This is a genomic window from Microcoleus sp. F4-D5, assembly GCF_036704885.1.
Taxonomy (GTDB): Bacteria; Cyanobacteriota; Cyanobacteriia; order Cyanobacteriales; family Microcoleaceae; genus Microcoleus.
The window spans coordinates 22,896-44,630 of sequence record NZ_JAUBSX010000066.1 but is presented as its reverse complement, the minus strand read 5'-3'; the positions used below and the strand labels follow the sequence as shown (position 1 = coordinate 44,630).

19 protein-coding genes are annotated in these 21,735 nt (G+C 46.2%); 10 read left to right on the top strand and 9 right to left on the bottom strand.

Features of this window, described 5'->3' with window-relative positions; all coding sequences use genetic code 11:
* The 6 genes from QUA80_RS25020 to QUA80_RS24995 all read left to right on the top strand — a co-directional run.
* Window positions 1-287 (top strand): hypothetical protein (locus QUA80_RS25020; RefSeq protein ID WP_333427705.1); only part of this gene is annotated, 287 nt, incomplete at its 5' end.
* Between the two features lie 54 nt (window positions 288-341).
* Window positions 342-785 carry a hypothetical protein gene (locus QUA80_RS25015; RefSeq protein ID WP_333427704.1) on the top strand — a complete coding sequence of 148 codons (444 nt, stop codon included), beginning with the start codon at window positions 342-344 and terminating at the stop codon, window positions 783-785.
* Window positions 786-1,051: 266 nt separating this feature from the next.
* Entirely contained in the window at window positions 1,052-1,204 is a 153-nt protein-coding gene (locus QUA80_RS25010; RefSeq protein ID WP_333427703.1) for a hypothetical protein, read from the top strand.
* A 15-nt stretch (window positions 1,205-1,219) separates the two neighbouring features.
* Window positions 1,220-1,465: a hypothetical protein gene (locus QUA80_RS25005; protein WP_333427702.1), complete on the top strand. Its 246-nt coding sequence runs from the start codon at window positions 1,220-1,222 to the stop codon at window positions 1,463-1,465.
* A 113-nt stretch (window positions 1,466-1,578) separates the two neighbouring features.
* Complete coding sequence (locus QUA80_RS25000; RefSeq protein ID WP_333427701.1) at window positions 1,579-1,914, top strand: nucleic acid-binding protein; 336 nt, start codon at window positions 1,579-1,581, stop codon at window positions 1,912-1,914.
* Between the two features lie 85 nt (window positions 1,915-1,999).
* The gene (locus QUA80_RS24995; RefSeq protein ID WP_445302293.1) at window positions 2,000-2,380 is read left to right on the top strand and encodes a cupin domain-containing protein; all 381 of its coding nucleotides are present in this window, start codon (window positions 2,000-2,002) and stop codon (window positions 2,378-2,380) included.
* A gap of 204 nt (window positions 2,381-2,584) precedes the next feature.
* Here QUA80_RS24995 and QUA80_RS24990 read toward each other — a convergent pair whose 3' ends face one another.
* From QUA80_RS24990 to QUA80_RS24955, 8 genes are all read right to left on the bottom strand, one after another.
* Window positions 2,585-3,247 carry a pentapeptide repeat-containing protein gene (locus tag QUA80_RS24990; protein WP_333427700.1) on the bottom strand — a complete coding sequence of 221 codons (663 nt, stop codon included), beginning with the start codon at window positions 3,245-3,247 and terminating at the stop codon, window positions 2,585-2,587.
* A gap of 160 nt (window positions 3,248-3,407) precedes the next feature.
* Window positions 3,408-5,057 (bottom strand): ABC transporter substrate-binding protein, encoded by a 1,650-nt coding sequence (locus QUA80_RS24985; RefSeq protein ID WP_333427699.1) that lies wholly within the window; start codon window positions 5,055-5,057, stop codon window positions 3,408-3,410.
* Window positions 5,058-5,180: 123 nt separating this feature from the next.
* Window positions 5,181-9,683 (bottom strand): PAS domain S-box protein, encoded by a 4,503-nt coding sequence (locus QUA80_RS24980; protein ID WP_333427698.1) that lies wholly within the window; start codon window positions 9,681-9,683, stop codon window positions 5,181-5,183.
* Complete coding sequence (locus QUA80_RS24975; protein WP_333427697.1) at window positions 9,680-9,919, bottom strand: hypothetical protein; 240 nt, start codon at window positions 9,917-9,919, stop codon at window positions 9,680-9,682. Before QUA80_RS24975 ends, QUA80_RS24980 begins: the two co-directional genes overlap by 4 nt.
* 1,029 nt (window positions 9,920-10,948) lie before the next feature.
* Entirely contained in the window at window positions 10,949-12,394 is a 1,446-nt protein-coding gene (locus QUA80_RS24970; protein ID WP_333427696.1) for an adenylate/guanylate cyclase domain-containing protein, read from the bottom strand.
* 69 nt (window positions 12,395-12,463) lie between these two features.
* The gene (locus QUA80_RS24965; protein WP_333427706.1) at window positions 12,464-12,808 is read right to left on the bottom strand and encodes a slr1659 superfamily regulator; all 345 of its coding nucleotides are present in this window, start codon (window positions 12,806-12,808) and stop codon (window positions 12,464-12,466) included.
* 45 nt (window positions 12,809-12,853) lie between these two features.
* A complete protein-coding gene (locus tag QUA80_RS24960) occupies window positions 12,854-13,432 on the bottom strand; it encodes a DUF6272 family protein (RefSeq protein WP_333427695.1) in 579 nt (192 codons plus the stop codon).
* Window positions 13,433-13,509: 77 nt separating this feature from the next.
* Window positions 13,510-15,483, bottom strand: coding sequence for a PP2C family protein-serine/threonine phosphatase (locus tag QUA80_RS24955; protein ID WP_333427694.1), 1,974 nt, complete (start codon window positions 15,481-15,483; stop codon window positions 13,510-13,512).
* Window positions 15,484-16,008: 525 nt separating this feature from the next.
* Here QUA80_RS24955 and QUA80_RS24950 point away from each other — a divergent pair.
* Both QUA80_RS24950 and QUA80_RS24945 read left to right on the top strand, forming a co-directional pair.
* Window positions 16,009-16,590 (top strand): hypothetical protein, encoded by a 582-nt coding sequence (locus tag QUA80_RS24950; RefSeq protein WP_333427693.1) that lies wholly within the window; start codon window positions 16,009-16,011, stop codon window positions 16,588-16,590.
* Window positions 16,591-17,137: 547 nt separating this feature from the next.
* Window positions 17,138-17,620, top strand: coding sequence for a TerB family tellurite resistance protein (locus QUA80_RS24945; protein ID WP_333427692.1), 483 nt, complete (start codon window positions 17,138-17,140; stop codon window positions 17,618-17,620).
* A 313-nt stretch (window positions 17,621-17,933) separates the two neighbouring features.
* Here the strand turns inward: QUA80_RS24945 and mnmA are convergent, their stop codons facing one another.
* Entirely contained in the window at window positions 17,934-19,025 is a 1,092-nt protein-coding gene (mnmA, locus tag QUA80_RS24940; RefSeq protein ID WP_333427691.1) for a tRNA 2-thiouridine(34) synthase MnmA, read from the bottom strand.
* A 114-nt stretch (window positions 19,026-19,139) separates the two neighbouring features.
* Here mnmA and QUA80_RS24935 point away from each other — a divergent pair, with 114 nt between their 5' ends.
* Together QUA80_RS24935 and QUA80_RS24930 are read left to right on the top strand one after the other, a co-directional pair.
* Window positions 19,140-20,789, top strand: coding sequence for an NAD(P)H-hydrate dehydratase (locus QUA80_RS24935; RefSeq protein WP_333427690.1), 1,650 nt, complete (start codon window positions 19,140-19,142; stop codon window positions 20,787-20,789).
* 253 nt (window positions 20,790-21,042) lie between these two features.
* Window positions 21,043-21,573, top strand: a complete 531-nt coding sequence (locus tag QUA80_RS24930; RefSeq protein ID WP_333427689.1) for a peptidoglycan-binding protein — start codon at window positions 21,043-21,045, stop codon at window positions 21,571-21,573.
* Window positions 21,574-21,735: the final 162 nt, after the last annotated feature.

Genomic DNA, 21,735 nt, shown 5'->3' with positions numbered 1-21,735 from the left:
TGAGGACGCCCAGACATTTTAATATTCTCCTTTACTTTTCAGGTAACTCTAGCATAACTTTAGAAAAATGGTATTACACGAGAGAATTACCAGTTGGGATAGTCCCATCTCTCTCTTCTGTTCAGCAATTATCGAGCGCGAGTTCTCACTTGCCGTCAAGAGCACTATCCTTGTGGGATAGCGAATGCGGTTGTGCGCCGTTTGTCAATCAAACCGCAGAATTTCCGGTCGATAAATTGATGCGTTTGCGCTCGAATTTATGTTTGTGGGGTAGACCTGCTGCCTAGGTCGGTCGAGGCAGACCCAAGGTTCATGGCGATAAATTCAAACTCAACGACCCAATGACTTGGAGTTCCCCGGTACAACAAATTGAGATGGATGACCCAACATTGGGGAAAGTGCGAGTGCAGGTTTGGCACAATTACCATTTTCGTTTATCCCCTGCTCATCCGATGTCCGTTCTGTTGGTGGAACGACTGACGACCGATGAGTTTACCAGGATTTCTAAGCCGATGTGGTTGGCATTTACTGGATTATCTATGCCGACTGTCACAGAAGTTTGGCGGCTCTATTTGCGAAGGTTTGCGATCGACCATTGGTATCGCGCAAGCCAAAAATCGTCGACCTTGGACAGTTCCTGCATTAAGTACACCCGATCAACGCGATCGATGGAGCGATTTAATGCCGATTGTTACTTGGCAATTATGGTTGACCCGTCAGCTTGTCGCACAGCGTCCTCTCCTGCAAGCAGAAATCTCAAGTCAAACTCACTCCTGGGCGGGTAGCTCAATCTTTTGGGAGCATTTTAGCCCGCGTTTTGTACACCGGCTTGTCCTCCCAAACTTCGAGGTAAATCTCCTGGTTGGACTAAAGGGCGCAAGCGACGGCGTAGGATTCGATATCCTGTGGTCAAAAAAGGGTTTTCTCGACCGAGAAAGACCGCCAAAAAGTCCCCTTAATCAGAAGTTTTCGCTCGCTCATTTTTGAGTGCATTCAATCTCGAGTAATGCACCTCTTTATTCTGTCTTGGTCTAAACTCCAGAAAGTAATTATGTCAGAAAAAGTTTTAAGCAGCGAAAGCCAAGAAACTGTAAAAGCCGCGCCCGGAATTCCTACGGTTGAAGACAAAGAGAGCGATCGCCCCTTAAGCCAGCCCATTGCGGAATTCCTCCGCATAATTCAGCAAACTCCCAGAGAATATTGACCGAATTTACTTCAGATGATGCGCTTATTTATGGAAACGGTGACAGTAAAGCCCCTATTGTCCGAGCCTCCCCAGACATCTGAGAAAATAGACATTACTAAACTGTCGCTGGAGGAACGGATACAAAGAAATCAAGGTGCAATTGAATTATTGCGATCGTGGCGAGAAGAGGATGACGAACAAGAGCAAAAAGAAACTGCGGAATATCTAGAACAAGTGATAAATGAAGATCGGATGTCTAATCGACCCTTGTTTCAATGAGCCGAATAATTATTTGGGATTCTAGCCCATTAGGGATGGTAACAAATCCTCAAGCCAAACCTCCTTATTTGGAATGCCAACTTTGGCTAGACTCCTGACTACAAAATGGCGAAATGGTAATCCTGCCTGAAATTGCTGACTATGAGGTGCGGCGAGAATTGATTCGAGCGGGAAAAGAGAGAGGTATCAGAAAACTTGACCTATTCAAGAATGTCCTTACATACCGTGCTTTGACTGCTGAAGTAATGCTTTTGGCCGCTCAGTTGTGGGCGCAAGCAAGAATGAGAGGAAGACCAACCGCAGAAGCCAATGCACTTGACGGGGATGTGATTTTGGCGGCTCAAGCAATATGGGAGGCAAGTGAAGGAAATCAGGTGGTAATTGCTACAACAAATGTGGGGCATTTGTCTCAGTTTGTGGATGCTCGCGAATGGCGGCTAATGGAGTAATGTTTAAATCGATCGCACTTACCCTATCCCTGCTATACTTTGAACTACAGATATTTTTACAGACACCGTTGGCGAGATAAACAGGATGGTGGAAACAGTGGACACAATCGAAAAAACTGACGATCGCACACAAACCCGGTTTTGGGGTAAAGTTACAGTTATAGACGCGGGCGATCGTTACAAGATCAATCGCATTGAAGTCAAACCCGGGCACCACATCAGCACCCAAATGCACTATCACCGCAGCGAGCACTGGGTTGTCGTCTCCGGTACTGCTAAAGTTATCTGCGACGACAAAGAGACGATTCTCATGCAGAAACAGTCAACCTACGTTCCCATGAATACTGCTCACCGCGTAGAAAATCCAGGCGTTATTCCCCTGGTGATGATTGAAATCCAAAATGGCGAATACCTCGGCGATGACGACATTATCCGCTTCGCCCAAGATGCTCGCGAGGAAGATTGATCCTAGATGCCCAAATATGAAGCAATCGCAGACGCCAAGCAAAAGCTTCGCACACCGAACAATCATCTACGCTACGCAGCGACCGAAAACGAGATAAATCCTACAATTAAAAAAAGTGTAGGGGCAATTTCAGAATTGCCCCTACACTTTTTTTATATTAAGCTTGTTAAGCACCAGAATTTGATATAACAATTGGCGATCGTCCTACGGCAAAGAAGCGTTTTTCAAATCTACATTCGCCATATTGGCATTCTTTAAATTAGCACCGGTCAAGTCCGAACCGTTCAAATTAGCACCGTTCAAATTTGCATCGGTCAAATTTGCATCCCGCAAGTTGACTCCTTGTACGTCTATTCCCGACAGAATGCCACCTCTGAGGCTGACATTAGCTAAATTCGCTACAGACTGGCGAGCATTTCTCAGGTTTGCACCCCCCAAATCGGCACTTTCTAAATTAGCGCCGATTAAATTAGCGCTGGTGAGGTTGGTATTTTTCAAACTGGCAATCACTAAACCCGCCAGACTCAGATTAGCGCGGCTCAAATCAGCACCCTCCAAATTGGCACCGTGCAATTTAGCCCCAATTAAACTCGCACCTTGCAATTTAGCTTGTTTCAGATTTGCTTCGTTCAATTTGGCTTCGTTCAAATTTGCACCGTTCAAATTTGCACCTCGCAGATTCGCACCGCTCAAATCTACTCCGCTCAGATTCATACCAGCAAGTTGCGCTCCTGTCAAGTCACATTTGCTACATTTTTTAGTTTCTAATAGTTGCTTGACTTGTGATACGTTTTCTGCTTTTACTCCCGAGACACAGCCGAGCGCAATCAGCAGGCCTGTTGTTGTTGTTAAAATGCCAAATTTCATATACTTACCCTCAGCAATATCTGTCTTTAATAATATCCCAGATTTTTTGAGAGGGCTGGGTGATGGGTCTCTTTGATAAACTGTGACAATCATCACCCTGTTGCGTACAAAATATGCAATAATAATTGACGTTTCAACTCCGGCAAATAATTGTAAAGAATTATTGCTTTTTCAGGAACCAAAAAGGAAAAGATTGCGTCGGTTCTAAACGGACGCCGGTAATATTTTTCTGAGCAAAGGTGTAGTCCTTATCCTGCCAAAGAGGGACGAAAGGTACATCTTGACCTAGTATATCTTGAATTTCGGCAAACAGGGCTTTGCGGGTTTGAGGGTTTGCTTCTTTTCGTTGCTTGTCGATCAGTTGATTTACCCGATCGCTATAATAAAACGAACCCTGACCTTGACTGGCACCCTTTTCACAGCCCGCGGCGGCCGAACCCGTGGCACAATCCAAAAACGGCTGAATATAATTGTCGGCGTCGAAAAAGTCGGCATACCAATCAACTAAAACCGCAGGATAAATCCCCTTCTCTATATTTTGAAACAAAGTCGGAGATTCAACGCTGTTAATTTCTACCTGCATTATCCCGTCCATTTTGAGTTTAGCTTGCGCCTCGATCGTACTGGCGACTAAAGCTCGTTTTGTAGAAGCTGAAGGATACCAAATTTGCAGGACAAAAGGATTGGCGGCCGAGAATCCCGCTTTCGTTAAAAGTTCCTTAGCCTTTACAGTGTTGGCATCGCCGTACAGTTCTTTAAAAACCGGTTTTTGAACGTCGAAGGTTGTGGGGATCAGACTGTAAAGCGGTTGTGCTTGCCCGCGCAGTACGCGATCGTTAATCAGCGGGCGATCCATCGCTGCGGCGATCGCCTGTCTCACTTCTAACTTGTCGAGCGGTTTAGACTTAGTATTCAGGGTCATGTAACTAACCGTACTGCTTTCCCCCGCAATTTCCTGCCATTTCCCTTGTTTTGCTCCCTCGTCCAAGCTTTGAACTTGGTCTGCATCCAGAGACAAATAAGCCACATCGATCGCAGCAGTCCGAAAACTATTGAACAAATTAGAGGGACTAGAAAGCAGCAAAAGGTCAATTCCTTGATTAACTGGTTTTTCTCCCCAATACTTGTCAAACACGTCAAACTTGAGAGAATCGCTGCCGTACTTCGCCAACTTGTAGCGTCCCGTTCCCACAAACGTATCGGGTTTAAATTTACCCTCTCCAATCTCGTAAGCTTTCGGAGAAACTGCACAAATACCGGCAAATGTCAACAGGGAAGGAAAAGCAGCAAAAGGCTTTTTGAGTTGAAAAGTTAATTCGTATTCGCCCGTCGCTTTCACAGATTCTACGGCATCGCTCAACAAGAAAGCCGGACGGCCGCCATTTTTGATAAACCGCTGCAAGGAAAACTCCATTGCTGCGGCGTTAAACGGTGTGTCGTCGTGAAAAATAACGCCTTGACGCAAGGGGATTGTATATGTCAATCCGTCTTGGCTAACTTTTGGAAGTGCTGTGGCTAAGTGGGGAATTAACTCAGTAGTTCCCGACTTGTAAGTGTAGAGAGTATCGCCCAAATTTTGCAGCAGTTGCCCTGAGATAATTTCGTAAGCGTCCGCAGGGTCGATCGTTCGCAATTTCAAAGTTGTGCCAATAGTAATGCGGTTATTAGCATTTTCGCCGCTCACAGTCACCGATCGGCGCGATCCCTGTCCGCAACTTGCAGTTAACAAGCAGCACAGAAAGAACAGAGCTATGGCTTTAATCACGGAAGGTTTTATATGTATTCTAGGCTGCTGCTTGTTAATTCTCATCGTCTTTTTTTGACACTCCAAATTAGTGATTATATTATCAGGACTTACGCACTGTTAGACTAGAAACCGGATTGATTGGTAGATTCTCCTGTAATACAAACATCGCTGCCTAACCAGAGCAATTTAAAAGCTTGGTGATGTTCGATCGGTTTGAGATCCTTGGGATCGATCTTGAGAGCTTGCTGGGTCATGAGTGTTCTTGCTCAGAAGTGCAGCGATAGTCTTAATTAATTCATCCGGGTCGATCGGCTTTGCCAGATGTCGCTGAAATCCAGCTTGCAAAGCTTGCTGTCGATCGAACTCCCCCGCATAGGCAGTCAAAGCGATCGCGGGAATCAGCCCACCCCGTTCTGGCGGCAGGGCTCGCACTTGCCGCAACAGCATATAGCCATCCATCCCCGGCATTCCAATGTCGCTCAACAGCACATCTGGCTGGAACCTAGCCAGCGCTGTGAGGGCTGCTCGAGCTACAGCAACAGTCACTACCTCTGCACCTGCATCTTCTAGCAAAAAAGAAATCAAGTCTCGCATATCCGGCTCATCATCTACCACCAGTATCCGCATCCCGGATAACGGTTCATCCGCAGTCGATCGTTCCGAAAATCCTGCAAGAGAGTTTTCTTGTCCCTTTACCTTCGGTGATAGGGGCAGCCTTACAGTAAAGGTAGCTCCTAGCCCTTCACCCTGGCTCTCTGCCGCCACGGTACCGCCGTGAAGTTCCACTAGATGCCGCACGATCGCCAGCCCCAATCCCAAGCCACCAAACTTGCGGGTTGTAGCGCCATCTTTTTGCCGGAAGTAGTCAAACACGTAGGGTAAAAACTCCGGTGCGATGCCAATCCCTGTATCCGCCACCGTAATTTGAGCGCGATCGCCAACACGAGTCAGATTCACCTCAACGCGCCCCCCGGCCGAAGTGAATTTGACCGCATTGGAAACCAGATTCCAGACAACTTGCTGCAAACGGCCCGCATCCCCCAAAATTTGTCCGATCTGAGGATCTAACACAGTCCGAATCTCAATGGATTTGGCAACAGCAGCCAAATTGACAGTTTCGATCGCCGATTCCACAGTTAAAGCTAAATCGACTGCACGAATATTAAGACTTAGCTTGCCTTGGAGAATTTTCGAGACATCGAGCAAATCTTCAATCAGTTCAGTTTGCAGCTTGGCGTTCCGTTCGATCGTCGCTAACGCCTGTGCAGTTTTGACCGCATCCAGCTTGCCAGTTTGCAGCAGCTTTGACCACCCCAGGATGGGATTGAGGGGCGATCGCAATTCATGGGATAGAACAGCTAAAAACTCATCCTTGATCCGATTTGCCTGTCTTAGCTGTTCCGCTTGCTGCTGGAGTGAATCGTTCAGGTTTGCCCGTTCCAGAGCGATCGCGATCTGGTCGCAGATAGAGCCCAGCAGCTCGATTTCAGCAGGCGTGAAGTGCGTCCGAGTCAGACTGGCAAATGAGAGCGTTCCTAATAACTGCCCTTGAGCGATTAACGGTTGACCCGCGTAAGCCGTGATGCCCAGTTCGCAGATGGCTTTAGCTTTCGGATGAGTGGAAAGTTCGGCTTGATTCAAGACAAGTTGCTGCTGCGTTTGGGCAACCAGTCCGCAGAGATATTGCCCTAATTCGATCCAGGCGATCGCCTGCGCCCTTTCTTGTGAGATGCCATCATAGTTTCTCAAATGCAGCATCGGGCGGTTGTCTTTTTCTTCCACCATGAAGTTGTAGTAAGAGTGCAGGTCGAGTTGCACTGCAAGTTTGCGGAACAGCCCGTCCATCAAAGCCAGAGGCTGTTCTGTATTCAACAGATCGCGGGTAGTTTCGTACAGCAATTGCAGTCGCTCACTTGCTTGCCGCTGTGCGGTCTTGTCCTGCATGATTTTGACCAATCCCTGCGGACAATTGGCTTCGTCAAGCAGGGGCATCATCAATCCACTGGCCCAAAAGCGATTCCCATCTTTGCGGACGTGCCAGCGTTCGTCTTCGGCCCGTCCTTCCAGTAGAGCTTTTTGCATCTCGTACTCGGCTTGTCCTTGTTCGTTATCTTCGGGTGTGAAGATCGTCCGACTCGGGCAACCAATTGCTTCTGTCTCGGTATAGCCCAACAGCCGTTGGGCCCCTGAGTTCCAACTGGCAATGATGCCGTTAAGGTCGATGGTAAAGATGGCATAATCTTTGGCGCTTTCAAAGATCAGGCGGAGGCGGGATTCACTCTCGCGCAGGGCTTCCTCAGCTTGTTTGTGGTCTTCAATATCAACACAGGAACCGATGTAGCCCAAGAACTCACCTGCCAATCCGTACCGAGGAACCGCTTCATCCATAATCCAACGGTATATGCCATCAAAGCGTTTCAAGCGATATTCCATCTTGAACGGTTGACGGGCATCAAAGGCAGTCACATAGGTGTCTAAACACCGATCGAGGTCGTCGGGGTGGACTCCTTCTGTCCAACCATTGCCACTTTCTTGCTCGATCGTCCGTCCCGTAAAGTTTAGCCACGGGACGTTGAAGTAATAACAGAGTTTATCGGTGCGGGCCATCCAAATCAGCACAGGGGAAGCATCTGCCATCAGCCGGAACCGTGCCTCGCTCTCCCGCAGTGTGGCTTCGGCTTGTTTGCGATCGGTGATATCGTTGACCAGTGCTACAAACCCTTCCACTTTTCCCTGGCTGTTGAAGCGGGGAACATAGGTCGCATCGATCTGGCGGGTTCCACCATCTTTGTAGGGAATTTGGGTTTCAAAGGTCACTTCCTGTCCTGCCAAGACTTGCTCAACATAAGGACGAATCCGTTCATAGGCAGTTTCGCCTAACATCTCTTGGAGGTGCTGGCCATAGATTTGGGCTGCCGGATGTCCAAACCATTCTTCATATGCTCGATTGTTGAAGCGATAGCGCTGGTCCGAGTCTACAAAGGAAATCAAGGCAGGCACGGCATTGGTGACTAAACGGAGTTCTGCTTCTCGTTGTTCCAATACCTCCTCGGCCTGTTTGCGATCGGTAACATTTCGGAAATAAATCGTAATCCCGTTCGCGGCAGGGTAGGTGCGAACGTCATACCACCGATCGCGATCCGGATAAAACGCCGTGACTGATAAAGGCACGCGCTCGTTTGCCACGCGCCGATAAACCCCCTCAAACTCGCTGCCATAGAGTCCTGGGAATTCTTCCCACAAATTCTTCCCAATCAGATCGCTTGCAGTGCGGTCTAGCAGAATTTCCGCCGATCGATTCACGTAAGTGAAACGCCAATTCTGATCGAGGGAAAAGAATCCATCATCAATGCTCTCCAGAATGTTGCGGCTGTGTTCTTCGCTCTGGCGCAACGCCTGGAACGATCGATCGCGATCCAACGCGATGCTGGCCACTTGGGTGCCGAACTCGGCGAGTTGGTATTCCCAATCCGTCGGCCTTTGCGCCTCGCTAAAGCACAGCATCAGCGACCCCAGAGCTAGATTGTCGTGTCTGAGCACGGGCTGAGAATGACACGCTAGAATGCCATGAGCCACGCATAAATTTCGCCATGCTTGCGACCAGCGATCGTCGTTGGCAATGTCGGCGCAGGTCACGGGCTGACCGCAATACACTGCTTCGCCGCAGGTTCCAATGCACAAATCGTTAATCGGAGCATCCTTGAGTCCTTCACCAAAAGACGGTGGAAAGTCTGGAGTAATGGATCTGTTAAACGTCAGCCGCTGAGCATCGGCTAGCAGGAAGCAGGCGCGGGTACCCGGATTCAGCCTGGATACTGAGTCACACACGGCTGTAAGACAGTCGTCTAGCGGCTGCCCGAAGGCGATCGACTCGAGCAGTCGTTTCTGCTCGACCAGGAGGAGTTCCGCCTGTTTGCGATCGGTAATGTCGGCAAGCAAAACGGTCAGCCCGCTGGGCGAAGGGTAAATTCGACAGTCATGCCAACGTTTCCAAGGTGAGTAGAAATAATCAAACTGGAGCGGCGTTTGTGCGCGCATTGCCCGATGAAACTGCACGTAAGCATCGGTGTCAACTGTCGCCGGAAATAACTCCCAAATGTTCTGACCCAGAATCGCTGACTGCGGCATTCCAACCATTTCACAGTAGCGATCGTTGGCATAGGTGTAGCGCCAATCGCGATCGAGGATGTAAAACCCATCGTTGATGCTAGAAAGTACCGTTTCTAGCTGTTCTTTTGCCTCCGTCGCCGCAGCTTGTGCGGCTTCGCTCTGCGCCTGGGCCTGTTGTGCTAGCGACCTTGCCTCCTGTAAAGTTTGCAAGGCTGCTTTCGCGTTTTTTAGAGCAGTGCGCCACGATAGATTGAGTGAAGCGATGAATCCTGCCGCGATCGAAAACGTACCCAGCCGAACAATTGTCTCTACATTAGCTATGTGTAAGGAATAGAAAGGCTCAATAAAAAAATAGTTGATTGCCAGCGTGGATAAAATTGTTGCCAGTAATCCAGCCCCGAAACTGCCATACCAGGAACTCACTATCACCGCGATGAAAAACAGGGGCATCGTGGTTGGGTAGAGCCACGGTAAAAGCGATCGGGTTAGCGCCAGTGCCAGAGCCACGCAGAGTGTCGCCACACCATAGGGAAGTAGTCGAATATCTCTGAAAATGCTGTTGATTCCCTCTAAACTCACCCTTTGTACTCCTTATCCGAAAAATATCTTGCTCGCTGTCCCTTACTGCATTCGCAAAGCGTTGCATCTAGCAAATTACCTAACTCATCCAGCAAGATGTAAATTTGCTTGAGTGGCAAGCGAGAAGTCGTAGCGTTTGCATTTTCCCAATGATTAATCGCGGGAAAGGTCATCCCTAATTCATCCGCCAAGTTTTGCTGATACAGGTTCACCGTTGGCCGCCGTTCTCCCACCACATTACCGATCCCTGGTTGTTCCGCCCTCAGCCGTTCTATTTTGAGAAGCCTCAGAAGTAACAGGTATAAAGCTGTTTATATTTTACACCTTTGACAGATCCCAGAGGTCAGTCATCACTGTCAAGATATATTTTATTTGTAGCGAGTTCAAAATATAAACGCTTCACCTTAAAAACCAGTATCGTACCGGAGATGATTCGCCTTTTCTTAAAAGTCTCGGGGTTGTGCCTAAAAGCTCAATTGTCGATCGTGTTGTGGATGATTTTAAACACGGGACAGGCCTCTGTTTTCTCGATCCCAGACAGATCTCAGGGCTGAGATGACTTTGTGACCTAAGCTGTTGTGCATTTAAATTTTGTGTTGAGGGCGGTCTTTCGCGCTCGCCCCACAAGAGTGATATTATGTCCGGTCGATTACCCCTAATACGGTAGGGAATCCCCTCGCGAAAAATATCTGCCAACAATCTCCAATCTCAAAAACCCGCCCTTTTAATCGCGGTCACTCGCTCGGACATGATATGAAAGTTTATTTGACCGTGCAATTTAAAGGCGCATTAGCTTAGGAATGAGAATTAAATAACTTACAATGCGTGATGGTTCTTGCGGGATGGGCTCTTATAGCCCGTCCAGAAAGGGCGGACTATAAGAGCCCAACCCCTACTCCCCACTTTCAAGAGTGTAAATTATTTAATTCGCGATCCTTAGCTTTTTGTGGAACAGGTCGTCGGGATTTGTTAAGCAAGAATGGTGCAAGATGTCAGATGTAACCGGCGAATTTGAAATGAGTCAATCGATTTTAGATTTAAGATTTAAGATTTAAAATTTAAGCATTGACCCCACGGATGAATCCGGGGGGTTGTATCCTGGATGGTTTCGGTCATGAGTCATAAATCACCCTAAAAATGGATAGTGGCTTTCCGAGAGGAGTCGCAAGCAGCTAAAAATTTTAGACTCTTGTTCAATATCCCCGATTCATCTGTGGAGTAAATCTAAAATCTAAAATCTAAAATCTAAAATCGACTAACTTGCTTTAAATTCCTTTGAGTAGCGATCGCCAATCCCGACAGCGTTTCAGGTAAATGCGAGCTACCCGATCGCTCGGATTTGTCCGCAAACATTCCTCAAACAATTTTCCCGCTTCTCGGAACTCCTTGCGATCGCACAGTAACATAGCTTCATTATATACAGGCAAATTTGCTAGCTTTGCCGACAGAATTTCCGGCGGATCGGCATCAAATACCTCATAGACTACGACATATTTAGATTTTCCTTTTACCTGTACTTTATCCACAATCCTAATAGCATAATCTGCCGGATTTCGCAAGCGTTCCAAAGTCTGCTGAGAAATTAATAGAGGTACGCAGTAATCTTTGGTCAATCCTTCAATGCGAGATGCCAAATTAACAGCATCGCTAATCACAGTGCTGTCCATTCGGCTTTTACCCCCAACTGTTCCCAGCATCAAAGAACCCGAATTGATGCCAATCCCAATTTGAATCGGGATGTAGCCGACTCTTTGACGGTGTTCGTTGTAATCATTCAGGATATTTAGCATCGCAATACCCGCTTTCACTGCATCATCTGCATAGTCGCTAAACAAAGCCATAATTGCATCGCCGATGTATTTGTCAATAAACCCGTTATTGCGAGTAATTGCAGGCTCCATACGCGAAAGGTAAGCATTGATAAATTTAAAATTTTCTTGGGGAGTCATAGTTTCTGAAAGCGTCGTGAAGTCGCGAATATCCGCAAAGAGTACCGACATTTCCTGCTGTACTTGGTCACCTAAGTTGACATCTATAATACTTTCATATCCCAACAAATGTAGAAATTGATGTGGCACAAATCGCCCGTAGGCATCAGTTAAGTCTGATTCGGCATCCAGGGATTTTTTCAAATTTAGATGGCGCTCAGCTTCAGCTTCTTTGCGTTCTGTGACATCTTGAAAAACTGCGATCGCAAAAGCAACTTTGCGACCCTCGTCAAAAATTGGCGTTCCCCAAATCTCAAGGGGAATTTTCTTGTCGGGTCGATGAATTTCCAGATCCTCAGCCGTCGCGTTTTCTCCCCTCAAAGCTCGGACGATCGGCAAATTCTCGAAAGGGTAAATAGTCTCAGTTCCCGCGATATAAATTTGATAACTTTCTGACAAATCCTCCACTGAATTTAAGGGCAAAACTCCTTGACCGAGTAACTGCTGTCCGGCGTGATTTACGTAGTAAGGTTTGCCTTGAGAATCCAGCACCAGCACGCCTATCGGAATCGCTTCGAGAAATTGAGCCAGCTTGATTTCGCCTTCGCGTACCGCCTCGAATGCGCGATACCGCAACTCAGTTTCAACCGTATCGGAATGTTCAGCAGTAGTTTCCAGCAAGATTTCCAGATCCGCTTTTTCCTCCTTCAAGTCTTCCACTTGCTGGCGCAATCTTTCTATCTCTAAAAGTAGCTGTTCTCTAGATGGTTTTTCTTCCAGCATAACTCGAGAATTTGCGCCTTGACTAACAAAAATTGCTCAACATATCGCACCCAAAAAGTAATCGTGTTTCTATAGAAATTCCACCTGCAAACCAGGCATCAGACGCTGGAAATTCCTCAAAGATTTACCGTGCCAAGCTATGCTTTGAGAGCCTTGTACCGCCATTTGCACCCTGGCTGTTTTGCGAACCTCGATAATAAACTTCGATAGCATATTGATGCCAGAACTGTTCAAAAATTCTAACTGCTGCAAATTGAGGGTAATTTTCGTCGGTTCCACCTCGGCAACGTCGGTCAGGAACTGCGCTATCGGCGCGTACTCTGCAGGCCCGCTCAGCCTTAGAGCTCCAATAAAAATCACGGTTGCCGTTGCTGGATCGTAACAGATCTGGTAATCTTCTGTATTAATTTCCATAGCCACAAAAAAAGTCCCTTAGATATTATCGATCGCCCGCGTTGCTTATACTGTTAATTGCACCATAGTTGTCACCGCAATTACTTCCGGGTTTTTTTGGACGGTCTTGAACTTCCAGCCGATTTTGGCAGTATAATCGCTGAGCATGGTCAGCAACCCCAATCCAGAATCGGTAAAGCTTTCATCAGTAGCATTTTTTTCTAACTGCTGAATGTAAAGCTCGCTGGGATCACAGGTCAGCAACTGCTGAATGTAAGCCTGAAACTTGCCCACAGCTTGCGGACTGATGCTGTTAGCAACTGAGAAAATCACTCGGTCGCTCTGTAAGTGCAGTTTAATGTCGATCGGGTACTCCGAGGTTTCATCATTAAACTTCATCGCATTTTCTAATAACTCGTTAGCAATGTAGCTAACAGCGCTTTTTATTTCAGCTTGTCTTTCAAGGGTCGAGGGGTCGTCTTCATTGCCCGGAAAAAAAGTCGTCAAGTAGTCAGCCAGAAAATCTGCCGACAAACCGTTGTTCCGCCACCGCTGCTTGAGAGGAACCGAACTCGGAGAAAATCCAATTATTAAGTATTCTTGGCTAGCTAGCTGCTCGATGAAATCGCCGAAAATCTGAGTCATATCGATGTCAGAGCTAAAGTTTGAGATGAGGGGGATTGCTGAGTATATTTTCAACTTTAGAAGGGATATCCAAGTAGTTATTTTTGTTTGAGTACCAGCAATGTGATGTCATCAAAAACTTTTTGTTCGCCGATGTGCGATCGCACGTCCTTAATTACAGCCTGCCTGATCTGTGCACTTGTTCGCTGGCAATTAATCTGTACTACCTCAATTAACCGCTCTAAACCGTAAAGCACTTTATCCATATTTTCAGCTTCCGTAATCCCGTCAGTGTACAGCACAACCACATCTCCTGAATGCAAATGCACAACTTTTTCAGCAACAAATTCAGCAATATCTGCATCCAGCCCGATCGGGAAACCCAAATCGATCGTATCAAACCGTTCTAGACAACCGTTAGACCGCACAACAATCATTTCTTCGTGCTGACCGCTCAACTTCAGCATCCCCTCCTCATAGTCTAGCAAGGCAAGGCTAGCATTTTTGTCTGATTTCATCCGCTGCACGTTATTGTAAATTACACTGTTAATAACGCTTAAAAATCTCACTGGATCTGGTTCGTTGTAGGCGAGCAAAGTTCGTACTGCCGTTTGCACCATAATCATTAAAACGCCGCTTTCCAATCCATGTCCAGTCACATCACCAATGCCAATTTTCACTTTACCTTTGTGCTGGAGTACGTCATAATAGTCGCCGCCAACTTCCTGAGCAGCCTCCATAAATCCCGCAATATCTAAGCCGATAACTTCCTTGAGTTCTCGGTCTTTAGGCAGCAACATCTGCTGAATTTTGCGAGTAACGTCTAGTTCGGCGCTCATTCGCACATTTTCAGATTTTAGGCGATCGTTGAGAACAGTAATTTCTTGATTTGCACTAACTAAGGCATCGGCAATCTTGTTAAACGCACCTACAACTTGCCCCAGTTCATCTCTGTTATCCAAAATAAGTTTGTGGTCGAAATTGCCACTTGCCATTTTTTTTGACGTTTCGTCAAGAACAAATACAGTTTGCATAACTGCTCTGTAAAAAGACCAAAATAGATAAATAACGATAACTAATATTATCAACACTAAAATACAAATAAATTGTCTTCTTTTCACAAATATGTCTATCCGTTGTTGAAGAAGAAAGTCTAACTCATTTACAGTTTTATCACCGAGTTGAAAACTTGCATTTAATGCCAAATTGCTTCCCGTGATATAGGCGTAATATTTTAGCGATACAGTTTGATATATTGTTCGATCTAGTTGCTTAGTTAGCTGCTTAACAAGAGAGTTGATTTTTTTAAAATCCTGTGTTAATTTCGGTCGCAGATTCCCCTGAGGATTATTGCTAAATGCTATTTCCATATTAATCGCCAAATCCTCATTGATTTCTCTCAATCGGCTCGAAAGAGTAATTAGTTGAGCTCTTTCCTCTGGTGTGGCATCGGAACGCAGGCTAATTTTTTGAGAAATCAGTCTAATTTGTGACAAGATTTTTTCCATCTCTGGAAGCTTCAGCAAAGTAGCATTCATCAAATAATAGGTATCCAAATCTGGGTCGGAAATCAGATGTGAAGTATCCCCGATGCTAGCGCTCAGTCTATCAATGTCGCCAGCTAAACGTTGATATACAAAATCGTAGGTTTCTAAACTCCACTGGCGGCGGTAAAGTTTAAAATTTTGCCAATCTTGATGAATTTTATTAAAATTTTTATTTAAAATTAATATGTTTCCGATCTGGCGCTGACTATTTACCAGGGATTGAAAGTTCGCGTCTATCTTAGCTTCTAAATCTGCTCTCGTATCTGGTAGGCTTAAATTTGTATTTAAAGGCTGATAATTTAAGAGTTGAAGTTTCGGTATGTATTCCCTCAACTGGCGAAGGGAGCGCAGGTATTCATTACCGTAGATTTCTTTTTGGGCAAAATTAACCCTGCTATTAATTTCGGAAATCAGCAGGTACATGGCCAAAGTTAACGGTATTGCAAATAGAAAACCGATCAGGGTAAATTTTTGAGGATAGCTCAGCCGATTCATTAAATGGATTCCCAGGGATTTTCTGTTCATAATCGAGAGATTTCAAAAATTTTGTACAAAAAAAGTAGCGTTTGCTACTAAAGTATTTTCGGGGACGATCGCTCTTGAAAACCCGAATGGTACAATTAATCAGCAATAGCTGGCTTAATTTATAATGCGTTTTCGTCCTGTTGGAACAAATTTTGCGGCATCCGTGTGATATCCTTGGCTCAGCTCGCCTCCCACAGTCTAAAACACCTTTAGCAGTTTTGGAACGATGAATATTCCTTTGTACTGAGATTTTATGCCTGAATTAGATGTTTTTAAGAATATTTACTTAAGCATAAATTTTTTTTAATACCCCGAGACTAACAGTAAAAATTAAGTAATAACTGGGTAGTGCAAGTTTCCTGAAACACAAGTGCCCGCAGCGAGTAGAAAATACTTGCGCCGCACCAGCAGTCGAGTCGGTTCTGCCCAAAGGAACCAACAGCACCAGTAACAGTGTCTAAATAAGTATCTGCAGTTGAGTGTTCAGGAGCGATCGCGCATTATGTAAAGTGAGGCAGAGGGCATATGATGAAACGAATCTCCAAAAATAACTCTCAAAACAATCAAAACCGAGACCAAAAGCAGCCCAATCCTTTAATATTGGCTTTGGTGCTAACAGGAATTCTGGCCTGGGAAATGTATCCGGCACTAAGACACACCGCAGCAGCTAACGCGAGCGCTCTCAAACATTCCCTCAGCCAGTTGGAAAGCCAACCGCAGCAAATCGCGCAGGAATTTTCCGCAGCCGCGATGTCCCAAAAAATCAGCTATTCGGTATTGACACTCAAGAGTCTAACTTCCGAACCGGGCAATTTGGCCGAGAGTACGCGCCAAAATCCCCCGAATCAATTGCCCGCAACCGTAGCAGCAGCAGTTCGCCAAAACTTGTCCCGTTCCACTGGCATTGCTGCTGACAACTTGAAAGTAACTGAATCGAGCCGACAAAGTTGGTCAAATAGTTGTTTAGGACTGGAAAAAGCTGATGAAATTTGCGGTCAAATGATTGTCGAAGGTTGGCGGGTTGTGGTTTCTGATGGCAGCAAAACTTGGGTTTACCGCACTAATGCTAGGGGAAATGTGTTGCGCTTGGAAAAGAAAGTTAGGTAAATGTACTCCTGTGAAATGAAAAATAAATTTCCTTTTGGAACAGGCTTTCGGGCTTGTTCCACAAAGAGCAAGTTTTATTGTGGGGTGGGAGACTTAAAACCCTTGTATCAGGGTGCACTCATTCACAGTTGTCGGAGCAATCAGCTTAAAAAAAGTGGTAGGATTAATGACGCTCGCTCTTGTCGAGGGATGGCAAAGCCTTTGAAGTTTGGCTCTTCCGTACTTAGCGTACTGGCGTTAGTTTAAATTTCTCCTCCAAGCTCTGCTAGGCAAAGCTTTAACATTATTGACATCTGCTTGGGCGTGAGCCAACTTGCTCGAATAGGGGCGATTGCCTTGAAATCCCAGCCAGCAAAGGTTTAGGACACCAGAAAACTAATAATTTGGTACACTAAGTACCGCAGAGCCATCTTGTTTGAGGTCACTCTACTCAAAACCTTGCCTACAAATCCTTTCAACCTGCTTGTCACCCCGTAAAAAGCTAAATAGGGTTCAAAAGACACGCTCAAAAAAAACCACAGAAGATTAAGTGATAGGAATAAAACTCGTGTCTGACATCAAAAAACTTGGTTCGTCGTGGATAATGAATTGGTTCTTTGGTTTTAACCAGATTCCTACAGATGAGGATTCTTGCATTTATATGAAATCTGTTTTATGTTGCGCTAAAGCAGATGGAGTTCTATCAAAACAAGAAAAAGATTGGGCTCTTGGATTCTGTGCATCTTGGGGAGTAGCAGACTGGGTGATAGAAGAGCTAAAAACATATGAAGGGGATGAAGCTATAGAAGAAGTGATTGCTCGCTCTCCTCAAGTATCTATGGCACAAAGAGATATACTTCTCACTGCAATTTGGGTTTGTGCTGCTGATGGAGAATCTCACGAACAGGAAAAGGCAAAAATTCGGCAAATGGCTTCTATTTTAGGGGTAAAAGAAGAAATAGTAGAGCAGTTAGAGCAGCTACAAAAAGAAGAATCCGCACTACAGCAAAAGCGCATTAAGCTCTTATATCCTGAGAACAGCCCCTATTAATCAATCTCTGAGCAGGCGAGGCAATCAAAAGACCCCCAAATTAGCTCTGCAAGGCTGAGTGCATTTGCAGCTAGTTCTATAGCTTGCCATCCTGTGAATGCCGAATTGCTAAATACCTATTTCTCGCATTTCATTCGTAGTGGTTGGCTCGACTTAGCCCAAAACTAGCGAACCGAAAGTGCTGTTGAGGCGTTGGTAAGGTGACTGTAATATCGTGTCCGGTCGATGACCTGTCATAAAAACCGTTGGCAGGGGCGGGTTGACAGATATCTTTTTCTGTGCGGGAACACTATTGATAAACCCGCCCCTGACATCAACCTGGGAGTTGGTTTCTTTTGATGATGCCGCCGCCCAACAGCACGTCTCCGTCATACCAAACAGCCGCTTGTCCGGGGGTAATGCTCAACTGCGGTTCGTCAAAAATCAACTTAACTCTTGTACCGCTGACTTTTTCCTCTGCTTGGGATGATTCCACAGGAACAATTGTAGCGGGGACGGGGCGCGATCGATAGCGAATCTGTACCTGAGCGCGAATCGGAGCCGTCGGCGCAGCCACAGAAACCCAATTCACTTTCTCGACTGTACACTCAGATTCTACTGCCAACTGCCGATCGCCCACAACTACCCGATTGCCAGCAGCATCGAGTTCAATCACGTACAGCGGTTCCGGTGCAGCAATCCCGAGTCCCTTCCGCTGGCCGATGGTGTAGTGGTGCACGCCGTCGTGCTGTCCGAGCACCCGCCCCGACTTGTCCACAATGTCACCCTTTTGCGGCGCAATGTACTTGTCCAGAAAAGCCCGCATCGAACCGTTACTTTCCACCAAGCACAAATCCTGACTTTCCGGCTTATCAGCAGTTTTCAAGCCAAATTCGGCCGCAATTCTGCGAGTTTCAGTCTTGGTAATTTCCCCCAAAGGAAATTCCGTACCCGCCAACAAATCCTGTGTTAGATCGTACAGGAAATAAGACTGATCTTTTGCAGGGTCGATCGCCCGCAGCAACTGATAGCGACCCGTCTCAGCATCGTAACTAATCCGAGCGTAGTGGCCTGTAGCGATTTTTTCAATTCCGAGTTCTTCGCGAGCATACTTGAGCATCGGGCCGAACTTCACAGTTTTATTGCACTGCGAACAAGGCAGAGGCGTAATTCCTGCACTGTAACCTTCCACCAAATAATCAACAATACTTGCCTGAAAGACCTCGCGGCTGTCAACAATGTGGTGGGGAACGCCCAAATCTTCGCAAATTTTAGCGGCATCGACCATTCCCTCAGAGCAGCACTGACCTTTGCCCTTCATCAACCACAGCGTTAAACCCACCACTTCATATCCCTGATGGTGTAAAATTGCGGCTGCTGCGGAACTATCGACCCCGCCGGAGAGGCCTACAACAATCTTGTTCATGGTTGGAGAGAAATTGCTATTTTACTGTTACTTTTTTCGATCGAGCTAATTTATTATACCACAAGTATACTACAACTTGCCACTGCTGCTGTTAGCTGAAATTTTAGCACTAATATGACCATTCAAAAATTTGTTGTCACCGCCGACCAAATGCGGCAAATAGAAACGAGAATTTTTGCTGCTGGAATGCCAGTCGCAGCTTTAATGGAAAAAGTCGCGGGACTGATTGCTAGACGCATTCAGGAGCTTTTGAAGGGGGAAGGAAGTTCGGCAACTAGCAGCGTACGGGATTTAACGGATAGAAGGAAAAGGGAAGAAGAGAAAAATCTTGTTACTTCTCAATTGCCAGTTATCGGTGTATTGGTTGGGCCGGGACACAACGGCGGCGATGCTTTGGTTGTTGCCCGCGAATTGCACTTTCAAGGGTTCCAAGTAGTTATTTACTGCCCGTTTTCTAAACTAAAAGAACTAACAAAAAATCATGCTGATTATGCGCGCTCTTTAAATATTCCATTTGTTGACAAAATTGAACCGCTGAAAAACTGCGATTTGCTCGTAGATGGTTTGTTTGGATTTGGATTAGAACGAGAAATTAATAACGCTACGGCCGCAGCTATTGACGAAATAAATAATTTAAACATCCCCATTTTTAGTATAGACATTCCCTCGGGAATTCATACAGATACCGGAGAAGTATTGGGAATGGCAATCCGGGCAAAACATACATTCTGCTTGGGTTTGTGGAAAATGGCATTTCTGCAAGACAGAGCATTAGAATACATCGGCAGTTCCGAATTAATAGATTTTGATATTACCGCAGCAGATATTGCAGCAATATTGGGCGAAACGCCAGCAATACAACGCATTACAAGAGCATCGGCAACTCAGAATTTGCCGTTACCCCGATCGCCGATTTCGCACAAATACACCAACGGTCACTTACTAATTATTGCAGGTTCCCGCCGCTACAGCGGAGCGGCAATTTTGTCTGCCTTGGGAGCAAGAGCCAGCGGCATCGGAATGCTGTCAATTGCCGTTCCTGAGTCGATTAAACCGATGTTGAGCAGTCAGTTGCCAGAGGCGTTAGTTATAGGATGTCCCGAAACCCAAAGCGGTGCAATTAGCGAGTTGCCAGTAGCAATTGATTTGAGCCTCTATGATGCGATCGCGGCAGGGCCAGGTCTGACATTGGAAGCGGCAATAGCTGTAGAATCTTTACTGGAGAGCGATCGACCTCTGGTGTTAGATGCTGACGGTTTAAATATCCTCGCTCAACTCGGCACAGTCCCGATTTTGTCCGAACGCCCAGCACTGACAATTATCACGCCTCACCCGGGCGAATTCAAGCGTTTATTTCCCGAATTAGCCGACGAAATCGGCGACGATCGAATTGCCGCCACTCAAGCAGCAGCTCAGCTTTGCGGTGCAGCGGTATTGCTCAAAGGAGCCAGAGTTTGCATAAGCTGTCAAGATGAGGGCGATTCCCTACGGGATAGCGACGGTTCACGTACCATCACCTACCTCAATCCCGAAAGCACCCCAGCCCTCGCCAGAGGCGGCAGCGGCGACGTTCTCACCGGCCTGTTAGGGGGACTGTTAGCAACTGCGATCGCCCGCAAATCCCCCCCCAAATCAGTTGCTGCAACAGCAGCTTGGTGGCACGCTCAAGCCGGAATCACGGCCGCCAAAGAACGCACAGAGTTAGGAGTAGATGCCTTTACTTTGACACAGTATTTAATTCCAGCTTTGCGAGAATTTTATTAATAAAAAATCAACAGTAGTTGGTAGGGTGGGCACCGCCCACCTTTGTATTTTGTATACCCACCGCGCAACCTACCCGTTGCTTTGTAGTGACGACCGAAGTCCTCATAAAAATCTTACGACAAACCAATGGGTAACTCAAACGAGTGACACTCAAATGAGTGACACTCGAAAAAGTGACTGTGCACTCACAAATCCCACCAGTTATACCTGAAATATCAAAGACCAAAACTTAAATGTTGAGAGGAACCACATTATGTACACCGAAGAAATAAGCTTGAACAATGAAACTATGGCTCTCGTCGCCGATACTACTTCTCAATCAACTCTTGCATTTGCTGAAACCACAGGAGTAAACAAACCCACTTTACAAATGGGTTCAACAGGTCAAGCTGTCAAGGAACTACAACAGCTTCTATATCATTGGGCATATTATTTCGGGCCTATTGACGGTATCTTCGGCGTCCAAGTTCAAAACGCTGTCAAAGGCTATCAACACCGCGTCTTTTTAAAAGAAGATGGGATTGTCGGCCCTCTCACTTGGGAAGCACTATACTCTGGTGCACCTGTGAATATGCCGGTAGTCATGAAGGGCAGTTCTGGTAATCCTGTTAAAATTGTTCAGAATGTCTTGAAAATCAATGGATACTATTTCGGTTCGATTGACGGATTCTTCGGGCCGATGACAGATGTAGCCGTGCGACAATTGCAACTCAGCAAGGCTTTACCGCAAGATGGAATTGTCGGCTATAGAACTTGGCACGCCCTTAGCAAGTTACCGCACTAATGACGGGTTAAATTCACTTTGAGCGATCGCCAAAAATCGGTAGCTCAATTAGGGATTTAGGCTTTGCCTAAGTCCCTAACGATCGTTGAGTGGAATGCTGGGCAAGTCCAGGGCGATCGCAAATTCTGTTACCGTTCCCGGCGATGAAAAATATTCTGAACT